This window comes from Paraburkholderia rhynchosiae (assembly GCF_002879865.1).
Lineage (GTDB): Bacteria > Pseudomonadota > Gammaproteobacteria > Burkholderiales > Burkholderiaceae > Paraburkholderia > Paraburkholderia rhynchosiae.
This window is the reverse complement of sequence record NZ_PNXY01000008.1, coordinates 155,639-172,100: the sequence shown is the minus strand read 5'-3', so window position 1 is coordinate 172,100 and position 16,462 is coordinate 155,639. Positions and strand designations below refer to the sequence as shown.

At 64.5% G+C, this 16,462-nt stretch carries 18 protein-coding genes; 12 read left to right on the top strand and 6 right to left on the bottom strand.

All coding sequences use genetic code 11. The features are described from left to right. The first annotated feature begins 90 nt into the window (after window positions 1–90). The 3 genes from C0Z16_RS13905 to C0Z16_RS13895 all read left to right on the top strand — a co-directional run bounded on the left by C0Z16_RS13905 (window position 91) and on the right by C0Z16_RS13895 (window position 1,468). The gene (locus tag C0Z16_RS13905; RefSeq protein ID WP_102632732.1) at window positions 91–555 is read left to right on the top strand and encodes an RbsD/FucU family protein; all 465 of its coding nucleotides are present in this window, start codon (window positions 91–93) and stop codon (window positions 553–555) included. A gap of 138 nt (window positions 556–693) precedes the next feature. Next, entirely contained in the window at window positions 694–1,125 is a 432-nt protein-coding gene (locus C0Z16_RS13900; protein ID WP_102632731.1) for a DoxX family protein, read from the top strand. 70 nt (window positions 1,126–1,195) lie between these two features. Continuing rightward, window positions 1,196–1,468 (top strand): hypothetical protein, encoded by a 273-nt coding sequence (locus C0Z16_RS13895; protein WP_102632730.1) that lies wholly within the window; start codon window positions 1,196–1,198, stop codon window positions 1,466–1,468. Between the two features lie 128 nt (window positions 1,469–1,596). Here the strand turns inward: C0Z16_RS13895 and C0Z16_RS13890 are convergent, their stop codons facing one another. Then, complete coding sequence (locus tag C0Z16_RS13890) at window positions 1,597–3,063, bottom strand: MFS transporter (protein WP_102632729.1); 1,467 nt, start codon at window positions 3,061–3,063, stop codon at window positions 1,597–1,599. A gap of 226 nt (window positions 3,064–3,289) precedes the next feature. Then, window positions 3,290–4,591: an MFS transporter gene (locus C0Z16_RS13885; protein WP_102632728.1), complete on the bottom strand. Its 1,302-nt coding sequence runs from the start codon at window positions 4,589–4,591 to the stop codon at window positions 3,290–3,292. Between the two features lie 391 nt (window positions 4,592–4,982). Between C0Z16_RS13885 and C0Z16_RS13880 the strand changes: the two genes are divergently transcribed. Beyond that, window positions 4,983–5,705 carry a response regulator transcription factor gene (locus C0Z16_RS13880; RefSeq protein ID WP_102632727.1) on the top strand — a complete coding sequence of 241 codons (723 nt, stop codon included), beginning with the start codon at window positions 4,983–4,985 and terminating at the stop codon, window positions 5,703–5,705. Window positions 5,706–5,717: 12 nt separating this feature from the next. Here C0Z16_RS13880 and C0Z16_RS13875 read toward each other — a convergent pair whose 3' ends face one another. Then, a complete protein-coding gene (locus C0Z16_RS13875; RefSeq protein WP_102632833.1) occupies window positions 5,718–6,623 on the bottom strand; it encodes a dihydrodipicolinate synthase family protein in 906 nt (301 codons plus the stop codon). Window positions 6,624–6,805: 182 nt separating this feature from the next. Between C0Z16_RS13875 and C0Z16_RS13870 the strand changes: the two genes are divergently transcribed. The 6 genes from C0Z16_RS13870 to C0Z16_RS13845 all read left to right on the top strand — a co-directional run bounded on the left by C0Z16_RS13870 (window position 6,806) and on the right by C0Z16_RS13845 (window position 11,923). Beyond that, the gene (locus tag C0Z16_RS13870; protein WP_102632726.1) at window positions 6,806–7,762 is read left to right on the top strand and encodes a 4-hydroxyproline epimerase; all 957 of its coding nucleotides are present in this window, start codon (window positions 6,806–6,808) and stop codon (window positions 7,760–7,762) included. Beyond that, window positions 7,759–8,886, top strand: a complete 1,128-nt coding sequence (locus C0Z16_RS13865; protein WP_102632725.1) for an NAD(P)/FAD-dependent oxidoreductase — start codon at window positions 7,759–7,761, stop codon at window positions 8,884–8,886. Before C0Z16_RS13870 ends, C0Z16_RS13865 begins: the two co-directional genes overlap by 4 nt. Next, on the top strand, window positions 8,879–9,154 hold the full coding sequence (locus tag C0Z16_RS13860; RefSeq protein WP_102632724.1) for a (2Fe-2S)-binding protein: 276 nt from the start codon (window positions 8,879–8,881) through the stop codon (window positions 9,152–9,154). The genes C0Z16_RS13865 and C0Z16_RS13860 overlap by 8 nt, the downstream gene beginning before the upstream one ends. Window positions 9,155–9,310: 156 nt before the next feature. Next, complete coding sequence (locus C0Z16_RS13855; protein ID WP_102632723.1) at window positions 9,311–10,591, top strand: NAD(P)/FAD-dependent oxidoreductase; 1,281 nt, start codon at window positions 9,311–9,313, stop codon at window positions 10,589–10,591. Window positions 10,592–10,815: 224 nt separating this feature from the next. Further along, entirely contained in the window at window positions 10,816–11,583 is a 768-nt protein-coding gene (locus C0Z16_RS13850; protein ID WP_102632722.1) for an AraC family transcriptional regulator, read from the top strand. 10 nt (window positions 11,584–11,593) lie between these two features. Beyond that, window positions 11,594–11,923 carry a hypothetical protein gene (locus tag C0Z16_RS13845; protein WP_102632721.1) on the top strand — a complete coding sequence of 110 codons (330 nt, stop codon included), beginning with the start codon at window positions 11,594–11,596 and terminating at the stop codon, window positions 11,921–11,923. Window positions 11,924–11,930: 7 nt separating this feature from the next. Here C0Z16_RS13845 and C0Z16_RS13840 read toward each other — a convergent pair whose 3' ends face one another. From C0Z16_RS13840 to C0Z16_RS13830, 3 genes are all read right to left on the bottom strand, one after another. Next, a complete protein-coding gene (locus tag C0Z16_RS13840; RefSeq protein ID WP_102632720.1) occupies window positions 11,931–12,191 on the bottom strand; it encodes a hypothetical protein in 261 nt (86 codons plus the stop codon). Between the two features lie 164 nt (window positions 12,192–12,355). Continuing rightward, the gene (locus C0Z16_RS13835) at window positions 12,356–12,688 is read right to left on the bottom strand and encodes a hypothetical protein (protein ID WP_102632719.1); all 333 of its coding nucleotides are present in this window, start codon (window positions 12,686–12,688) and stop codon (window positions 12,356–12,358) included. Window positions 12,689–12,906: 218 nt separating this feature from the next. Beyond that, on the bottom strand, window positions 12,907–14,790 hold the full coding sequence (locus C0Z16_RS13830) for a bifunctional sugar phosphate isomerase/epimerase/4-hydroxyphenylpyruvate dioxygenase family protein (protein WP_102632718.1): 1,884 nt from the start codon (window positions 14,788–14,790) through the stop codon (window positions 12,907–12,909). Window positions 14,791–15,103: 313 nt separating this feature from the next. On the opposite strand from C0Z16_RS13830, the gene aroQ reads away from it, so the two are divergent. Next, a complete protein-coding gene (gene aroQ, locus C0Z16_RS13825) occupies window positions 15,104–15,559 on the top strand; it encodes a type II 3-dehydroquinate dehydratase (RefSeq protein ID WP_102632717.1) in 456 nt (151 codons plus the stop codon). Next, window positions 15,556–16,458, top strand: coding sequence for a shikimate dehydrogenase (locus C0Z16_RS13820; protein ID WP_102632716.1), 903 nt, complete (start codon window positions 15,556–15,558; stop codon window positions 16,456–16,458). The genes aroQ and C0Z16_RS13820 overlap by 4 nt, the downstream gene beginning before the upstream one ends. The last annotated feature ends 4 nt before the right edge of the window (window positions 16,459–16,462 follow it).

Sequence of the window (16,462 nt, the reverse complement as noted above, 5' to 3'; positions counted from 1 at the left end):
TCTCGCCGAACCGCGCAACGTTGCTTGCTACAATCGATTGCGGCAATGTGACTCATTCGAATAACCGCAAGCAACCTGCATGGAGACACTGTGCTTAAGAATCTCGATCCGCTGCTGAATGCCGACATACTGCATGCGCTACGCTCAATGGGCCATGGCGACGAACTCGTCATTTGCGACGCCAACTTCCCTGGCAGCTCCGTCGCGCAAAGCTCCGCGCTCGGCAAGCTGCTTCATCTCGATGGCGTAAGCGCGCCCCGTGCGATCCGCGCGGTGCTGTCGGTGATGCCGCTCGACACGTTCATCGACCAGCCGGCGTCGCGGATGGAAGTCGTCGGCGAGCCGCATACCATGCCGGCCGTCCAGCGCGAAGCACAGATCGAGGTCAACGCCGCCGAAGGCCGCGACGTGCCGTTTGCATCCATCGAACGGTTCGCTTTTTATGAGCGCGCGCGCAAAGCGTATTGCGTGATCGCCACCGGCGAAGAGCGGGGTTATGGCTGCTTCGTCTTCACGAAAGGCGTTTTGCTTGCCCCGGACGCGCCCCGTCCATAGTCCCCCAGGCGGCCCTCGCGTCATGCAAATGCCTGCGCGCCTTGGAAAGCGCCGGCAATGCACATATGCTCAGAGGCAAAGTAGGGAACTGCGGCCTCCCAGCCGGGTCTGCTGCTTATTCATTTACAGGAGCCCCTCATGACGCGTCCCGTCGATTCCGGCGTTATTCTCATCGCACGCATTGCCCTTTCGGTGCTCTTTTTGTGGAGCGGTGTGATGAAACTGCTGGGCTATGCGGGCTTTGTCGGCTATCTGCATTCGAAGGGCGTGCCGTTTGTTCAGATCGCCGCGCCGGTTGCCACGGCGGTCGAGGTATTGGGCGGGCTGCTGCTGATCGTCGGCTTCAAGATCCGCCCGCTCGCGCTCATCATGGCAGTCTATACGGTGGCGACAGCGGTGCTGGGGCATGACTTCTGGAACGTGACGGACGCCGCCTTGCAGCGCGACATGGTGATTCATTTCTGGAAGAACATCGGTATCGCCGGGGGTTTTCTGCTGCTGTTCGTCACGGGCGCGGGGCGCATCAGTATCGACGGTGCGCGCGCGCCGCGCGGCGGCTTGAGTCTATGAGCGTGCTGTTTTCAGGGACTCCGCTGGTTTCGCCTCGCTGTCGATTCCGGCTGCAATCAAGGGAGCAAATATGATTCAAAGTTTCGAGCAAACCATTGGTGGCACGGTCATGCACTTATGCGCGAGTCTCGGAGAAGGGCCCACGCCGCATCGCGTGATCATCAGCGTCGCCGATTCCGCGAAAACGCTGGTGGTTCTGGATGCGTCCGGATTCCTGGGCGCCATCAAGGCCGAGATCGAGGAGCCGGAAAAGCTGATCGCCGACGCAATCAGCAAGGCGCAAAGCGAAGGCCTGATCGAAGCCGCCATCAATACCGGCACGATTCAGGAAGCGTCGCTATAGCGCTCGCGCCTGGTTCATGGGCGCGGCCCTGATCGACCGCTGACGACCCTCACGGCGCTTCAAGCCGCGGGGGTCTTTTTTTGCCCGATCCGCGAGGCCAGGCCAGACCAGGCAGGCGAAGCGCAACGTTAGCGCGAGTTGCCGACCCGCGCGGAATCCGCTTCGCGCCGTGTCGATGTCGACGAATGCGGCTGCGGATGCACGAGGCAGCTCATTACGCCGCCGAACACCAGCAGGCCGACCGAAATCGCGGTCGCCGTTTGCATCCCCGAGACGATTTGGGTGGCGGCCGAGCCGCTGGCGAGCGCGCCGAACGCCGCCACGCCCACCGCGCCGCCCGCCTGCCGCGCCGTATTCAGGACCGCCGACGCGGTGCCCGCGCGCCTCGCTTCAACCGACGCAAGCACGGCGGTGGTCATCGCCGGGACGGCCAGACCCATGCCCGACGGAATCAGGAGGAACGGCAGCAGCAAGCCGATGAGCGGCGTGCTCGCATCGACCAGGTGCAGCAGACCGTAGCCGAGCCCCGCCGTGACCGCGCCGGCGATCATCGGCACACGCACGCCGAAGCGGCCGACCACCCAGCCGCTCGCCACATTCGAGATCAGAAAGCCGCCCGTCAACGGCAGAAACGCGAGACCGGCCTGCAGCGGCGTGTAGCCGCGCACACGCTGCAAGTAAAGACTCAGCACGAACACCATGCCGTAGTACGTCATGTTCACGCAGATGCCGAACAGGACGGCGGCGCTAAAGCTGCGCTTGCTGAAGAGCGAGAGCGGCAGCATCGGCGCGGGTGTACGCCCTTCCACCACGACGAACGCGCTCCCAGCGAGCGCTGCGAGCACGAAGCCGCCGGCCACCAGCGGATGACTCAATCCGAGCGGCCGCCATTCGATCACCGCGGCGACGAACGCGGTCAGTGCGACGATCGCGAGCGACTGGCCGCCCAGATCGATGCCACGTGGACTGGCATCTGTTTTCGCCGCATTTTGCGACGCCGGGCGCGCGGCATCGGAACGCGGCACCCATAGCAAGGTCGCCAGAAAGCCGGCCGCGCAGATCGGCAGATTGACGAGGAAAATGCTGCGCCAACCAAAGGCGGCGATCAGGAGGCCGCCGGCCACCGGTCCCGCGGCGATGGAAATTGCGCCCGCCGCCGTCCACAGCCCGACCGCGCGCGCCCGCAGTTTCGGATCGTGTCCGTACGACTGATTGAGCAACGCCAGAGAATTGGGCAGCATCGCCGCGGCGCCGATCCCTTGCAGCGCGCGCGCGGCGACCAGCATAGGCGCGTCGAGCGCGAGTCCGCACGCAAGCGACGCCAGCGCGAACAGCACGATGCCCGCCGCATACAGCCGGCGCGCGCCGAAGCGGTCGCCGAGCGCGCCCGCCGACAGCATCAGCACGGCGAACGCGAGCGTGTAGGCATCGACGACCCATTGCAGGCCCGCAACATTGGCGTGCAGATTCGCGCCGATTTCCGGCAGCGCGATATTGACGATCGTCACGTCCAACTGCGTGACGACAAAGCCCACGCTCACGGTCGCAAGTACACGGCCGAGGGCGGGCGAAACGGGTGTTTTGGGGGAGTTCATGCGCTACATCGTAGGCTCGATTCAACGCACCATGTTTCGGGGCGGCGTGAAGTGTCGATGTAGGCGGAGAACGGGGCGTTGGGAAAAGCTGGGCGTCAGGCAAATGTCAGCGGCAGCAACGCGGGATAAGCGAGCGCCTCTTGCGACACGGGCCTGAACTCGTCGCCGCAAAGAGAAACGGCGCACCCGAAGGCGCGCCGTTCGCTTCACAACCGCAAGCGCTCGCTCAGCGCTTGTGCGGCGCGTCCTTGATGAACAACGTGGTCAACGCACCCACCACGCAGATCGCGCCGACATACAACGGCGCGGCCATCGGGTTCGACTTCATCATCAGCGACACGGCGATTGGCGTGAGGCCGCCGAATACCGCATAGGCGACGTTGTACGAAAACGAAATGCCCGAAAAGCGCACGACCGGTGGGAAGGCTTTCACCATCACGAACGGAATCGCGCCGATCACGCCGACCAGCAGGCCGGCCGCGCCGTATAGCGGCACGAGCGCCGAGGTGTCGACGGCGAGTTGCTGGAACATCACGTAGTAGGTGACAGCCAGCGCAAGGCCGCCGACGAAAATCGTGCGCCCCGCGCCGATGCGGCCGGCGATCGAGCCCGCCATCACGCAGCCGATGGTCAGGCAGAGCGTCGCCACGCAGTTCGCCAGCAGCGCGGTGGCCGGCGCAACGTGAAACTGCTTTTGCAGCAGCGTCGGCGTCATCAGAATCACGACGACGATGGCGGCGGACAGCATCCACGTGAGCAGCATCGAGACGATTACCGCACGGCCGTGGTCGCGCAGCACGGCCTTGAGCGGCACTTCGGCGGCAATCGCCTTGCGCTGCTTGAGCTCGGCGAACACCGGCGTCTCGTGCAGCCAGCGGCGCAGGTAGACCGAAAACATGCCGAACACGCCACCGACGAGGAACGGAATGCGCCACGCGTAATCGGCGATTTCGGCGGGCGCGAAATTGCGATTCACCGCCGACGCGATCAGCGAGCCGAGCAGGATGCCTGCCGTGAGGCCGGCCGTCAGCGTGCCGCACGCATAGCCGATGTGGCGCTGCGGCACATGCTCCGAGACGAACACCCACGCGCCCGGCACTTCGCCGCCGACCGCCGCGCCTTGCATCACGCGGAACAAAAGCAGGAGGACCGGCGCCATGATGCCGATGCTGGCGTAGGTGGGCAACAGGCCCATCATCAGCGTCGGCACGGACATCAGCAGCACGCTCAGCGTGAACATGCGCTTGCGGCCGAACAGGTCGCCGAAGTGGGCCATGACGATGCCGCCGAGCGGCCGCGCGAGATAACCGGCGGCGAAGATGCCGAACGTCTGCACCTGCCGCAGCCAGTCCGGCATGGCGGCCGGGAAAAACAACTGGCCGATGGCCGGCGCGAAGAACACGAAGATGATGAAGTCGTAGAACTCGAGCGCGCCGCCGAGAGCGGCGAGGCCGAGCGTCTTATAGTCGCTGCGCCCGAGAGCGCGTGGGGTGACAGCCTGCGCTCCACCCAGATTTGTCGCTTGCATTGCTATGTCGTTGTCTTGAATTGGGAACCACGTGTGGCGTGGAAAAACGGCGGTCGTCAGGCGAGAAGTGTGGCGAGGGCTGGGTAGAGCGCGGGACACCGGCGCGCCGGCCCGGGTAGGGCAGCGCGATGACGACGGAAGCCAGCGCGGGATTTTACAGGATCAAAGTGATTCGCTTCGGGAAGTGCTTAATTAGATTGAGAAAGTTCCATCAAGCGACGATTTTCGCTGTCGTCCGAGGCCGCGCTTCGGGGCGTGAAGTGTGTTGTAGTCCCTCGGCCATTTGTCTGCCGGATTCGTCTGAGTCACCGCGAAATTAGGATTCATCTTATGGGATAGGACAGGTGCGCCTTCGAGAATGGCGTCCACGCCATCTGTTATGAGTCCTCCCATGCGCATTGCCATTCTTCAACGTGACCCCGTCATGCGTCAGTCGATTGAAAAAATTCTGGTCAGTGCCGGTCATACCTGTTCGGGCTACGACGACGGCCTCACCATGTCGAAAACGCTTGCCCGGTCGACCGTGGACATGCTGGTGCTGGACTGGCAAGGCACACGTCTCTCGGGCACGGAGGTGCTCAGAACGGCGCGTGCGGTCGGCGGCGACCGGGTGCCGGTCATCTTCGTATCGAGGGACACGTCGGAAGAGAGTACGGTGCGCGCCTTCGTCAACGGCGCCGACGACTATGTCGCGTTGCCGCTGCGGCCGGCGGAATTTCGCGAACGCGTCACCGCGCTGCTGCGTCGAGCTTATCCCGACCGCTTCGGCACCGCGAGCTTCAATGTCGGCCCGTACCGTTTCGACACGCATCGCCAGATCGTCATGCTGCGCGGCCAGCCGGTCTCGTTGTCCGGTACGCAATACCGTCTTGCGTCGCTATTCTTCTCGAACATCGGCCGGGTGATGTCGCGCGATCACATCTTCGCGATGGTGTGGGGCCGCGAATTCCGCGAGTTCACGCGCACCATCGACAGCCATGTGTCGCGGCTGCGCCTGTTGCTGGAAATCGAGCCGCAAAACGAATTCCGTTTGCAGCCGGTTTATAAGAGCGGCTACAGGCTGCTGCATCTGCGTCACGAAGAGGCCGTGCACGTTCAGAAGCAGGCCGCCTGAGCCGTTCCCCGCTCAAAGGCGCGGCAATTCCGGCCGTGTTTCGAGCGACTTGCGAATCAACGTTTCCACCGCCGTGCGCTCGTCGCCCGCGAGAGGCAGGCGCGGCGGGCGCACTGGCTCCGTGCCGAGGCCGACCATCGTTTCGGCCAGCTTGATGTTCTGGACCAGCTTGTGGGAGACATCGAGTGCGAGCAGCGGGGCGAACCAGCGGTAGATCTCCCGCGCTTCTTCCAGCCGTCCGGCTTTCAGCAGTTTGTAGATCGCCACCGTCTCGTGCGGAAACGCGCACACGAGACCGGCCACCCAGCCATGCGCGCCCATCAGGATGGCTTCCATAGCGAGATTGTCGACGCCGCACAGAATGGCGAAGCGGTCTCCGACCGTGTTGATCAGTTCGGTCACACGCCGCACGTCGCCGCATGATTCCTTGATCGCGACGATCTTCTTTTCGTCGGCGATTTCCGCGAACATCTCGGGTGTCATGTCGACGCCGTACGCGAGCGGGTTGTTATAGATCATCAGCGGCAACGCGCTCGCATCGGCGACGCTGCGGAAATGGTGCAGCGTCTCACGCCGGTCCGACAGATAGCGCAGTCCCGGCAGCACCATGAAACCGGCGGCGCCGCGACGGCTCCCCGCTTCGGCCTGACGGCAGGCGTCGAGCGTGCTGTTTTCCGCGATCGTCAAAAGCACCGGCACGCGGCCGCGCGAGGCGTCCACGGCGATGTCGAGCACTTGCAGCTTTTCGTCGAGCGAGAGCGTCGACGCTTCTCCCAGCGATCCGCAGACGATGATGCCGTCCACGCCCGCGTCGATCTGCGCTTCGATATTCTTGCCGGTCCATGCGCGGTCTATGCTGAAATCCGCGTTGAACTTGGTGGTAACTGCGGGCAATACGCCTTCCCAGATATGCGCCACGACTGCTCTCCTGAATGTGATGTGTTCCAGCGCAGTGTAAGCAGTGAAAACGCTGCCGTCTTGCGTCAATGGCGCACCACGAATGACGATTTCGGCATAACGGCTAATGCATGTCGGTTGTGCCGAAATCGTCACAATCCGCGCGCAGGCGCACCAAGACTCGGGCGTGCGCCATTCATACCATGTGCGTCATGAAAACGCTCAATATCATCGACTCGCACACCGGCGGTGAACCGACCCGCCTCGTGGTGTCGGGCGGCCCGGATCTCGGCGGCGGAACACTCGCGCAACGGCTCGACGTATTTCGCATGCGTTTCGACGACTGGCGCGCCGGCATCGTCACCGAACCGCGTGGCTCCGATGTGGTGGTCGGGGCGCTGCTGTGCGAACCCGACGACCCGTCGTGCGCGGCCGGCGTGATCTTCTTCAACAATGTCGGCTATCTCGGCATGTGCGGCCACGGCACGATCGGCCTCGTCGTCTCGCTGGCGCATATGGGACGGGTCGGGCCCGGGCGCCATCGGATTGCGACGCCGGTCGGCGTCGTCGAAGCCACGCTCAATGACGACGGCAGCGTGGCCGTGCGCAACGTGCCGGCCTATCGTTATCGCAAGGCGGTTCAAGTCGATGTGCCGGGGCATGGCGTGCTGACGGGCGACATCGGCTGGGGCGGCAACTGGTTTTTTCTGGTCGCTGAGCATGGGCGTGTGCTAGAAGCCTCGCGCATTCCTGAGTTGACCGCCTTCAGCGCCGCGATCCGCGACGCGCTAATCGCGCAGCACATCACCGGGGCGGAGGGCGCGTTGATCGACCATATCGAGCTCTTCGGACCCGGTTCGCGCGACGGCATCGACAGCCGCAGCTTCGTACTGTGTCCAGGCAGCGCTTACGACCGCTCGCCTTGCGGCACGGGCACGAGCGCGAAAGTCGCGTGTCTGGCGGCAGACGGCAAGCTCGCCGAAGGGGCGGTGTGGCGGCAGGAGAGCATTATCGGCAGCGTGTTCGAGGCAAGCTATCGCTATGCCGGCGATGGCGCGTCAGTGATTCCAACCATCACGGGTCACGCGCATATCACCGCGGAAGGCCGGCTTTGCTTCGACGAACGCGATCCGTTCGCGTGGGGCATCCGCACGGCATGACTGCGGATGCGTTGATCGTCGGCGCGGGCATCGTGGGCGCGGCGTGCGCGGTGGAACTGGCCGCGCTCGGCATGCGGGTCGAGGTGCTCGACGCGCAAGGCATCGGCGGCGGCGCGACAGCGGCGGGCATGGGCCATATCGTCGTGATGAACGACTCGCCGGCGGAATTCGCGTTGTGCCGCTACTCGCGCGAACTGTGGCTGGAACTAGCGCCGCAATTGCGCACTCGCGATGCGTTCGCGCGCTGCGGCACGCTTTGGCTCGCCGCCGACGAAGAAGAGTGGCAAGCCGCCCGCGCGATGCATGCCGCGTTCGACACGCAGGGCATCGCCGCGCAACTGCTCGACGCATCCGCGCTGCGTGCGTGCGAGCCGGCGGTGGCTGAGGCGCTCGTGGGCGGTTTGCGCATCGAGCACGACAGCATCGTGTACGCGCCCACAGCCGCCGAATGGCTGCTGACGCAATCGCCGGCGGCCGCAAACATCGGCGTGCGGCTCGGCGCGCCGGTTCGTTCGATCGACGCCGCGGGCGTGACGCTCGCCAACGGCGAGCGGCGCAGTGCGGCGCATGTGATCGTTGCGAACGGCCTCGGCGCGCAGGAGTTGATACCGGCGCTGCCGCTGCAAGCCAAGAAAGGCCACCTGCTGATCACCGACCGCTATCCCGAACTGATCCGTCATCAACTGCTGGAGCTGGGGTATATCAAGAGCGCGCATCATGCGGCCGGCACGTCGGTCGCATTCAATGCGCAACCGCGGCCGACCGGTCAACTGCTGATCGGCTCGTCGCGCCAGTTCAACACGACCGACCCCTCGGTCGAGATGTCCCTGCTCGCGCGGATGCTGCAACGCGCCGCGCACTATCTGCCGATGCTGCCGCAACTGAACGGCATTCGCGCATGGACCGGCTTTCGCGCGGCATCGCCGGATGGACTGCCGCTGATCGGTCCGGCGGGCGATCTGGCGCCTGGCGTGTGGCTCGCCGTCGGCCACGAAGGTTTGGGCGTGACGACTTCGCTCGCGACCGCGAAGTTGCTTGCGGCGCAAATCGTCGGAAGCGCGGCGGCGATTCCCGTCGAGCCATATCTGCCGCTCCGTTTCGTACAGGAGGTGGCGCATGACTGAGAGCGGCGCGCGGCGCATTCGCTTGAGCATCGACGGCCTTGCTGTCGAGGTGGACGCCGGCACGACGGTGGCTGCGGCGCTGGTGGTGTCCGGCGCGAGATACGGCACGCGCGTGTCGGTCAGCGGCGAGCCGCGCGCGGCGCTCTGCGGCATGGGCGTGTGCCAGGAATGCCGCGTGACGATCGACGGCCGCACGCATGCGCTCGCGTGTCAGACGCTTTGCCGGGACGGTCAGAGGGTGCGCACGCGGAAGGCGGACGCGCAATGAGGAGGCGCTTCGGGCCGCTTGCGCCGGACACTTTTGCCGCGAGCCAGACGATGCACACGCACGAGGCGGGCGCGCAATGACGAGGCACTTCGGGCCGCTCGCCCATGACCCCTGCCGCGACGTCCAGAGCCAACGCATGCAAAAGGCAAACCGATAATGACCCGGCACTTCGACGTCATCGTAGTAGGCGCCGGCCCCGCGGGCCTGAACGCCGCACTGGCGGCGGCGCGCGAAGGCGCGGCGGTCGCGTTGCTCGACGACAATCCGCGCGCCGGCGGCCAGATCTGGCGTCAAGGCCCGGGCTATCCGCGGCAGGCGCCGCTGCAAAAACTGCTCGACGGTTTGAACCGCCAAAGCAACATTACCTGCTTCCCCTCGACGCGCGTCGTCGCGCCGCTGGCGCCGCGCGGTCTGCTGGTCGAGTCGGCGGAACAAGGCGGCGTTTGCATGACGTACGGGCGCTTGATTCTCGCGACCGGCGCGCGCGAGCGGTTGCTGCCATTCGCGGGCTGGACGTTGCCGGGGGTGACCGGGGCGGGTGCGCTGCAGGCGCTCATCAAAGGCGGCATGCCCGTGCGCGGCGAGCGTGTCGTGATTGCCGGCAGCGGACCTTTGCTGATCGCGGCATTGGCTACCGCGCGCAGCGCGGGCGCGCGGGTGCTTGCGGTCGTGGAACAGGCTTCGGCTTTCGATGTCGCCCGCTTCGGCGCCTCGCTCGTTCGTGAACCCGCGAAGCTGCGGCAAGCTGTGAGCATGACGCGCGGTTTCGCCGGGCTGCATTACTGGACCGGCAGCATGCTCCAGGCGGCTCACGGCCAAGGCCGCGTTCAAGGCGTGACGATCCGGCGCCGGCGGCACAGCGTGACGCTTGAATGCGACCGGATCGCGTGCGGCTTTGGACTCGTGCCGAATGTGACGCTTGCGCAGGCGCTCGGCTGCGCAATCGACGAAGCGGGCGGCATTGCCGTCGACGCCGCCCAGCACACATCGCTCGACGGCGTTTTCGCCGCCGGCGAGTGCACGGGCGTGGGCGGCGCGGAACTGGCGGCAGTCGAAGGCGAACTCGCGGGCCTCGCGGCGAGTGGCGCTACATTGGAGCGCAGCGGGCTGCATGCGCAACGCGGGCGCTGGCTCCGCTTCGCGCGGCGCGTCGAACGGGCCTTTGCGTTGCAGCCGGCAGCGCGCACGCCGCCCGCCGACGACACGCTGCTGTGCCGTTGCGAAGACGTCAGCATCGGCGAGGTGCGCATGTTCCCGAACTGGCGCGGCGCCAAGCTGCATACCCGTTGCGGAATGGGCGCCTGCCAGGGAAAGGTATGCGGGCTCGCCGCGAGCCTGTACTTCGGCTGGCCGGCTGCGACGCCGCGTCCGCCGTTCAGCCCGGCGCAAATCGGCACGCTGATAGCGGCAGGCGCGCAGCCGTCGCATGGGCAATGACACGCGCCGCTCATCGTTGAGCCATCGGATATTGTCGGCCAGGGTGCCGCTCTATAATCAACCGCGTGTCGAGGACCAAGCAACGACCAAGCCACGACCAAGCCACGACCAAGCCACGACCAAGCCACGACCAAGCCACGACCAAGCAACCGCACCGAGGCGCCGCACTCTGCATCGCCGCGCGTGCACCCCCATAAACGGCTCGGACCCACGGGACCCGCACGATGAACACGCTAGCTCATCAGCTTTCACCTGACGAAGCAACGCTGTCCGACATGCTGTCGCACTTCAGGCAGCTCGAGCCCGTATTCGACGCGTTGCCGGACGTCGTTTTCTTTGTGAAGGACGCCCACGCGCGCTATGCGCTGGTCAATCGCACGCTGGCTTCGCGCTGCGGCTTCAAGGAAAAGTCCGCGCTGCTGGGCAAGACCGCCGAGGACGTGTTTCCGCGCCGCTTCGGCCGCATTTACACGGCGCAGGACGAGGGCATCATCCACGTCGGCAATCAGATGATCGATCAACTGGAATTGCACCTTTATCCCGGCCGCGAGCCCGGCTGGTGCCTGACGTGCAAGCAACCGTTGCGCGATGCGGCGGGCCGGATCGTCGGCCTGGCCGGCATCTCACGCGATCTCAAAGCGGATGAGAGCGGTCATCCGGCTTATAGCAGGCTCGCGGCGGTGGTGCAGTTCATCCAGGAAAACTACGTTCAACCGTTGAACCTGAAGCATCTGGCTGCAATGGCGGACATGTCGGTGGCGCAACTGGAGCGCTATTTTCACAAGGTCTTTCATCTGACGCCGCGCCAGGTCCTGCTGAAAACGCGGCTCGACGCCGCCACGGCACTGCTGGTTTCGAACGACAAAGTCACCGACGTCGCCGCGCTTTGCGGCTACACCGATCACAGCGCCTTCACGCGTCAATTCAAGGCGACGGTGGGCGTGACGCCGACCGAATACCGGATGCTGCTGCACGGCACGTCGCGGAGTTGAGCCTCGGCTTATGGTTCGTCGCAAGCATCACTATTATGTGTACGTCGTCGCGCTCGACGATAAGGTCTGGAATGAAGCGCGTTTTCGCCGCGCGAATCCAGATTACCGGTTCGACAAGCCTTGCGTGTATGTGGGGATGACCGGGCTCGATCCCGATCTGCGGTTCGACCGGCATAAGGCCGGCATTCAGGCCAATCGCTATGTGCGCGACTATGGCTTGCGCCTCGTGCCCGAGTTGTACGAAGTGTTCAATCCCATGCCGTATCTCGGCGCACAGGAAATGGAAGTGGAATTGGCGATTGGACTGCGCGAAGCGGGGTACGGCGTGTGGCAGGCGTAAGCGCCCGTTACTTCACGCCGAGTCCGCGTAGCACGGCATTGCCTTCAGGCGTCAAGCGGATGCGCGAACCACCTGCTTCGCTCGAAACGGTTTCGATCAGGCCGGCTTCGTGGAGTTGCGGAATTTCGGGTTTCGCGGATGCGTCGATCGGCGCGTGCAATAACAGCAGCAACGTCGCCAGTTCGTGATGGCTCAGCAAGCGGCGCAAAATGGTCGGCCGCCTGGCCGGCGCGGGTGTGTCGTTGGTATTGTCTTCGGGCTGGTTCATGGTGCGCACCTTGTGCGGGATAGTGTCCGAAGGATCATGCGGACGAAGTCTTAAACGATTCTTAAGAACCATTGTCCTGTAACACCGTGACACGAAGATGGCACCCGCTTGCCTTACCAACCCTTAGCGATGGCGTTTTTCGCCTGGCCGACCGTGACTCCTGCTTACGGCGCGCAGGTTTTCCCGGCTGTTTCGATCCACAGCGTATTCACATGGCGCTTGCCCGCATAGAAACGGTAAGTCGTCGCGCCGTTGTCGCTGCGCACCTTGACGATGTTCGAATCGCCGAAGTCCAGCATCTGACCTTGGGGGATCGACGTGGATTTGAATGCGGCATTGTGGTTCGAGGCCAGTTGCGTCAGGCAGGCGACGACGTCGTTGACCGAGCGCTGCGTGGTGGTGTCCGTGACCGGCTCGCCGGCATCCGGATCCTTCTGAAAGTAGGCGCAAGCGCTGAGAAGCAGGGGAACTGACAGGACTACGGCAAACTTCTTCATATCTCTCCTGGCGTTTCGTTCGGCCGCCGGTGGCTGCGGAGGCCGCCCTCGGCCCAGCGCGACATACCCCAAATGCAGCCGCAATTGCAGCCGCGGACCGCGAATCAAGGCGCCATTATATCGGGGCGAGGGCCGCACCCAGCCGATGCCGCACGGCGCGTGCCCGAGCCGGCGTCGATCCGGGTCCGTGGTCAGCGCGACACACGCCGGAGCGCGGTCTATTTGCGCCGCTGCGCTTGCGCCGCGAGCCGCACCGCCGCATTGCCGGCGCCGTAGCCGTCATAGCCGCCGCGCCGCTCGACGATCTCCATGAAAAAGCGCTGATCGAGCTGTTCCGTGTACGCGTGGAAGAATTCGCCGCCGCGTTCGTCGCGGTCATACAGGATGTTGTGCTCGCGCAGCGCTTCGAGCATGTCGTCCGGCAACGCGTAGCGGGCGGCGAGATCGTCGTAGTAATTGCGCGGGATGCGCAGCACCGGCAAGCCATCGGCGACGAATTCGGGAATCGCGCTGAAGATGTCGCTCGTGCTGAACGCAACGTGATTCAGGCCCGAGCCGCGATAGGTATGCAGCGCCTCGGCCACCGCCGTATGGTGATCCACCGAGGCGTTCAGCACGACTCGCACGGAACCGTCGCGGCTGCGCAGCGCACGGCTGCGCACGAGCCCATAGGGGTGGGGCACGAGCACGCCGGGTTCGGCCTGAAAGCCGAAGGCCGTCCGCAGAAACAGCACCCACGTGTCCAGCGAATTGGCCGGCACCGCGAGGCACACGTGATCGATGCGGCTGAGCGGTCCTACTTCCGCCGGGCCGTTGACGTCGGTGAGAATGAAATCGGCCTCGAACAAGGTGGGCTGATCCGGCGTTTCGTCGACGAAATAATTCAGGCTGCCGTCCGGCGCCTGCACGGCGGGCAGTACGCGTTCGTTCGGGCCGATCTGGCCCGAGAACGGCGCATAGCCGAAACCGGCCGCGCGCTCGAACGCCAGGCTGGCGTTGTCCACGCGAAACGCCGATGCACACAGCGACAAGCCATGCTGCTGAAAAAACGCATTGGCGAACGAATCCGGCTCGGCGTTCAGCACGATGGACGCCGCTCCATGCTGATAAAGCGTCACCTCTTTCGAACGATGCCGGCCCGCCTGGCGAAAGCGCAGCTTGCCGAGCCAGTCGGCCAGATGTGCGCGCGTGGTGTGATCCACCGCGAATTCCAGGAACTGATAGCCGACGTGCGCGGGCGCAGCGGGCGACTCGTACAACGCGCCGACCGGTTGCCGTGCGGCTTCGAGCAACGCACGCGCCTGTTCTTCGAGGAACAGCAGCGAGCGATGGCCGTCCGCGGCGGTAATCGTGGTGGGCGCGGCGCGAAAGCCGTCGTTGAAAATTTCCAGCGAAAGCGGGCCCTTGTAGCCCGATTTCACGACTTGCGCGGTGAAGTTCGCCACGTCGAAGTCGCCCTGGCCCGGAAAGCAGCGGTAATGGCGGCTCCATTCGAGGACGTCCATCGCAAGCTTCGGCGCGTCGGCGATCTGCACGAAAGCGATGCGCTCGCCGGGAATGTCGGCGATTGCGTCGACCGTATCGTCGAGCGACAGCGTATGAAAGCTGTCGAGCACGAGCCCCAGATTCGGATGATTCACCGCGTTCACGAGCTTCCACGCGTGCCGGTACGTCTTGACGTGCTTGCCCCACGCGAGCGCTTCATAACCGGCAGTTACGCCGGCCGCCTGGGCCGCGCGCGCCAGGGCGCCGAGCTGGTCGATCATCAGCGAATCGTCGCCGATGGTATCCGGCGACACGTTGCTGCAAACCAGAATGCGATCCGTGCCCAGTTCGTGCATCACGTCGAACTTGCGCTTGGCGCGGTCCAGATTACGCGCGAGACGCTCCGGACTTACGCCGTCGAAATCGCGGAACGGCTGGAACAGCATGATTTTCAGGCCCAGATCGTCGGCGATGCGCCGCACGTCGGCGGGCGAGCCGTCGAAATACAGCAGGTCGTTCTCGAAGATCTCGACGCCGTCGAAGCCGGCCGCCTGGATCGCGGTCAGTTTTTCTACGAGGGTGCCGCTGATGGACACGGTGGCAATCGAACGTTGCATGAACAACTCCTGCGAAAACAGTCGGACGGCAGTCGGGGAAATGCGCGCGGCGGCGCCTGGTCTGCATCCTTCGCCGCAGCCATGCTGCAATGCGCAAAATGGGCTAGTTCGTTACTTATGCTGCAAGCAACGGGCCAGACTGTCCCACCCTAAGCGTGATTTTCGCCAGTCTATACAAACTAACTAGATGGTACAAATTCGTATAAACCCCGAATGACGGATGCGGCCGAAGCGCGCACACTTCGTCATACGTTGAGAAGCGACTGCGCCTGTTGCAGTCAGCTTCCTGTTTCATCTAGCTGGAGACGATGTCATGAGCTTTGCATCAGTACTGGTCCTCAACGGACCGAATCTCAACCTGCTCGGTACACGCGAGCCGGCCATTTACGGCTCGGAAACACTCGACGACGTCGCGAAACTTTGCCGCGATGCGGGCGAGCGCCTCGACCTGTCGATTGAGTTCTGTCAGTCGAACGCCGAGCATCAACTGATCGACTGGCTTCATGCGGCGCGCCTGAAGGTCGACGGCATCGTCATCAATCCGGCCGCGTACACGCATACGTCCGTTGCGATCGCCGACGCACTCACCGCGATCGAGAAGCCCGTCATCGAAGTACATATTTCAAACGTGCATCGCCGTGAAGCGTTCCGGCATCACTCGTATGTGTCGGCGGTGGCGGATGCGATCATCGTCGGCTGCGGCACGCAGGGTTATGTGCTCGCTCTGGAGCGGATGGCCACCATCCTTAAGAATAGGGCGGCGAAATGAGCACGCCAATGAATGTGCAAACAACTGCACAAACGAACGCTCAGGCGAGCGCGAATTCGTATCTGGTCGGTCTGATCGGCTCGGGCATCGGCGGCTCGCTGAGTCCCGCGATGCACGAGGAGGAGGGCAGCAAGCTCGGCCTGCATTACGTGTACCGACGCATCGATCTTGAAGCGTTGAAGCTGGACATCACGGCGCTGCCCGAGCTGCTCATCGCCGCCGAGCGCATGGGTTTCAATGGTTTGAACATTACGTATCCGTGCAAGCAGGCGGTCATTGCGCTGCTCGACGAATTGTCCGACGATGCCCGCGCGCTCGGTGCGGTCAACACGGTGCTGTTCGAGGACGGCAAACGCATCGGTCACAACACGGACTGGTCCGGCTTCGCGCGCGCTTTCCAACGCGGCTTGCCGGATGCGTCGCTCGAACGCGTCGTGCAACTGGGCGCGGGCGGCGCAGGCGCGGCCGTCGCGCATGCCGCGCTCGCGATGGGCGCGCAAACGCTCACGCTGTTCGACGTGGACGCCGCGCGCGCCGCATCGCTCGCCGCGGAATTGCAGAAGCGCTTCACCGACCGCACGGTCACTGCCGGCACGTCGCTTGGCGACACGCTCGCCGTCGCGAACGGCCTGATTCACGCGACGCCGACCGGCATGGCGAAACTGCCGGGTCTGCCATTGCCCGCCGAATTGCTGCACCGCGATCTGTGGGTGGCCGACATCGTCTATTTCCCGATCCGCACTGCGTTGTTGCAGGCGGCCGAAGCGCTCGGCTGCCGCACACTGAGCGGCGGCGGCATGGCAGTGTACCAGGCGGTCGACGCGATGCGCATTTTCACTGGACTCGAGCCCGATGCCGAACGGGTCTACGCCCATTTCCAGTCCTTGTTGGAACGCTAACCGG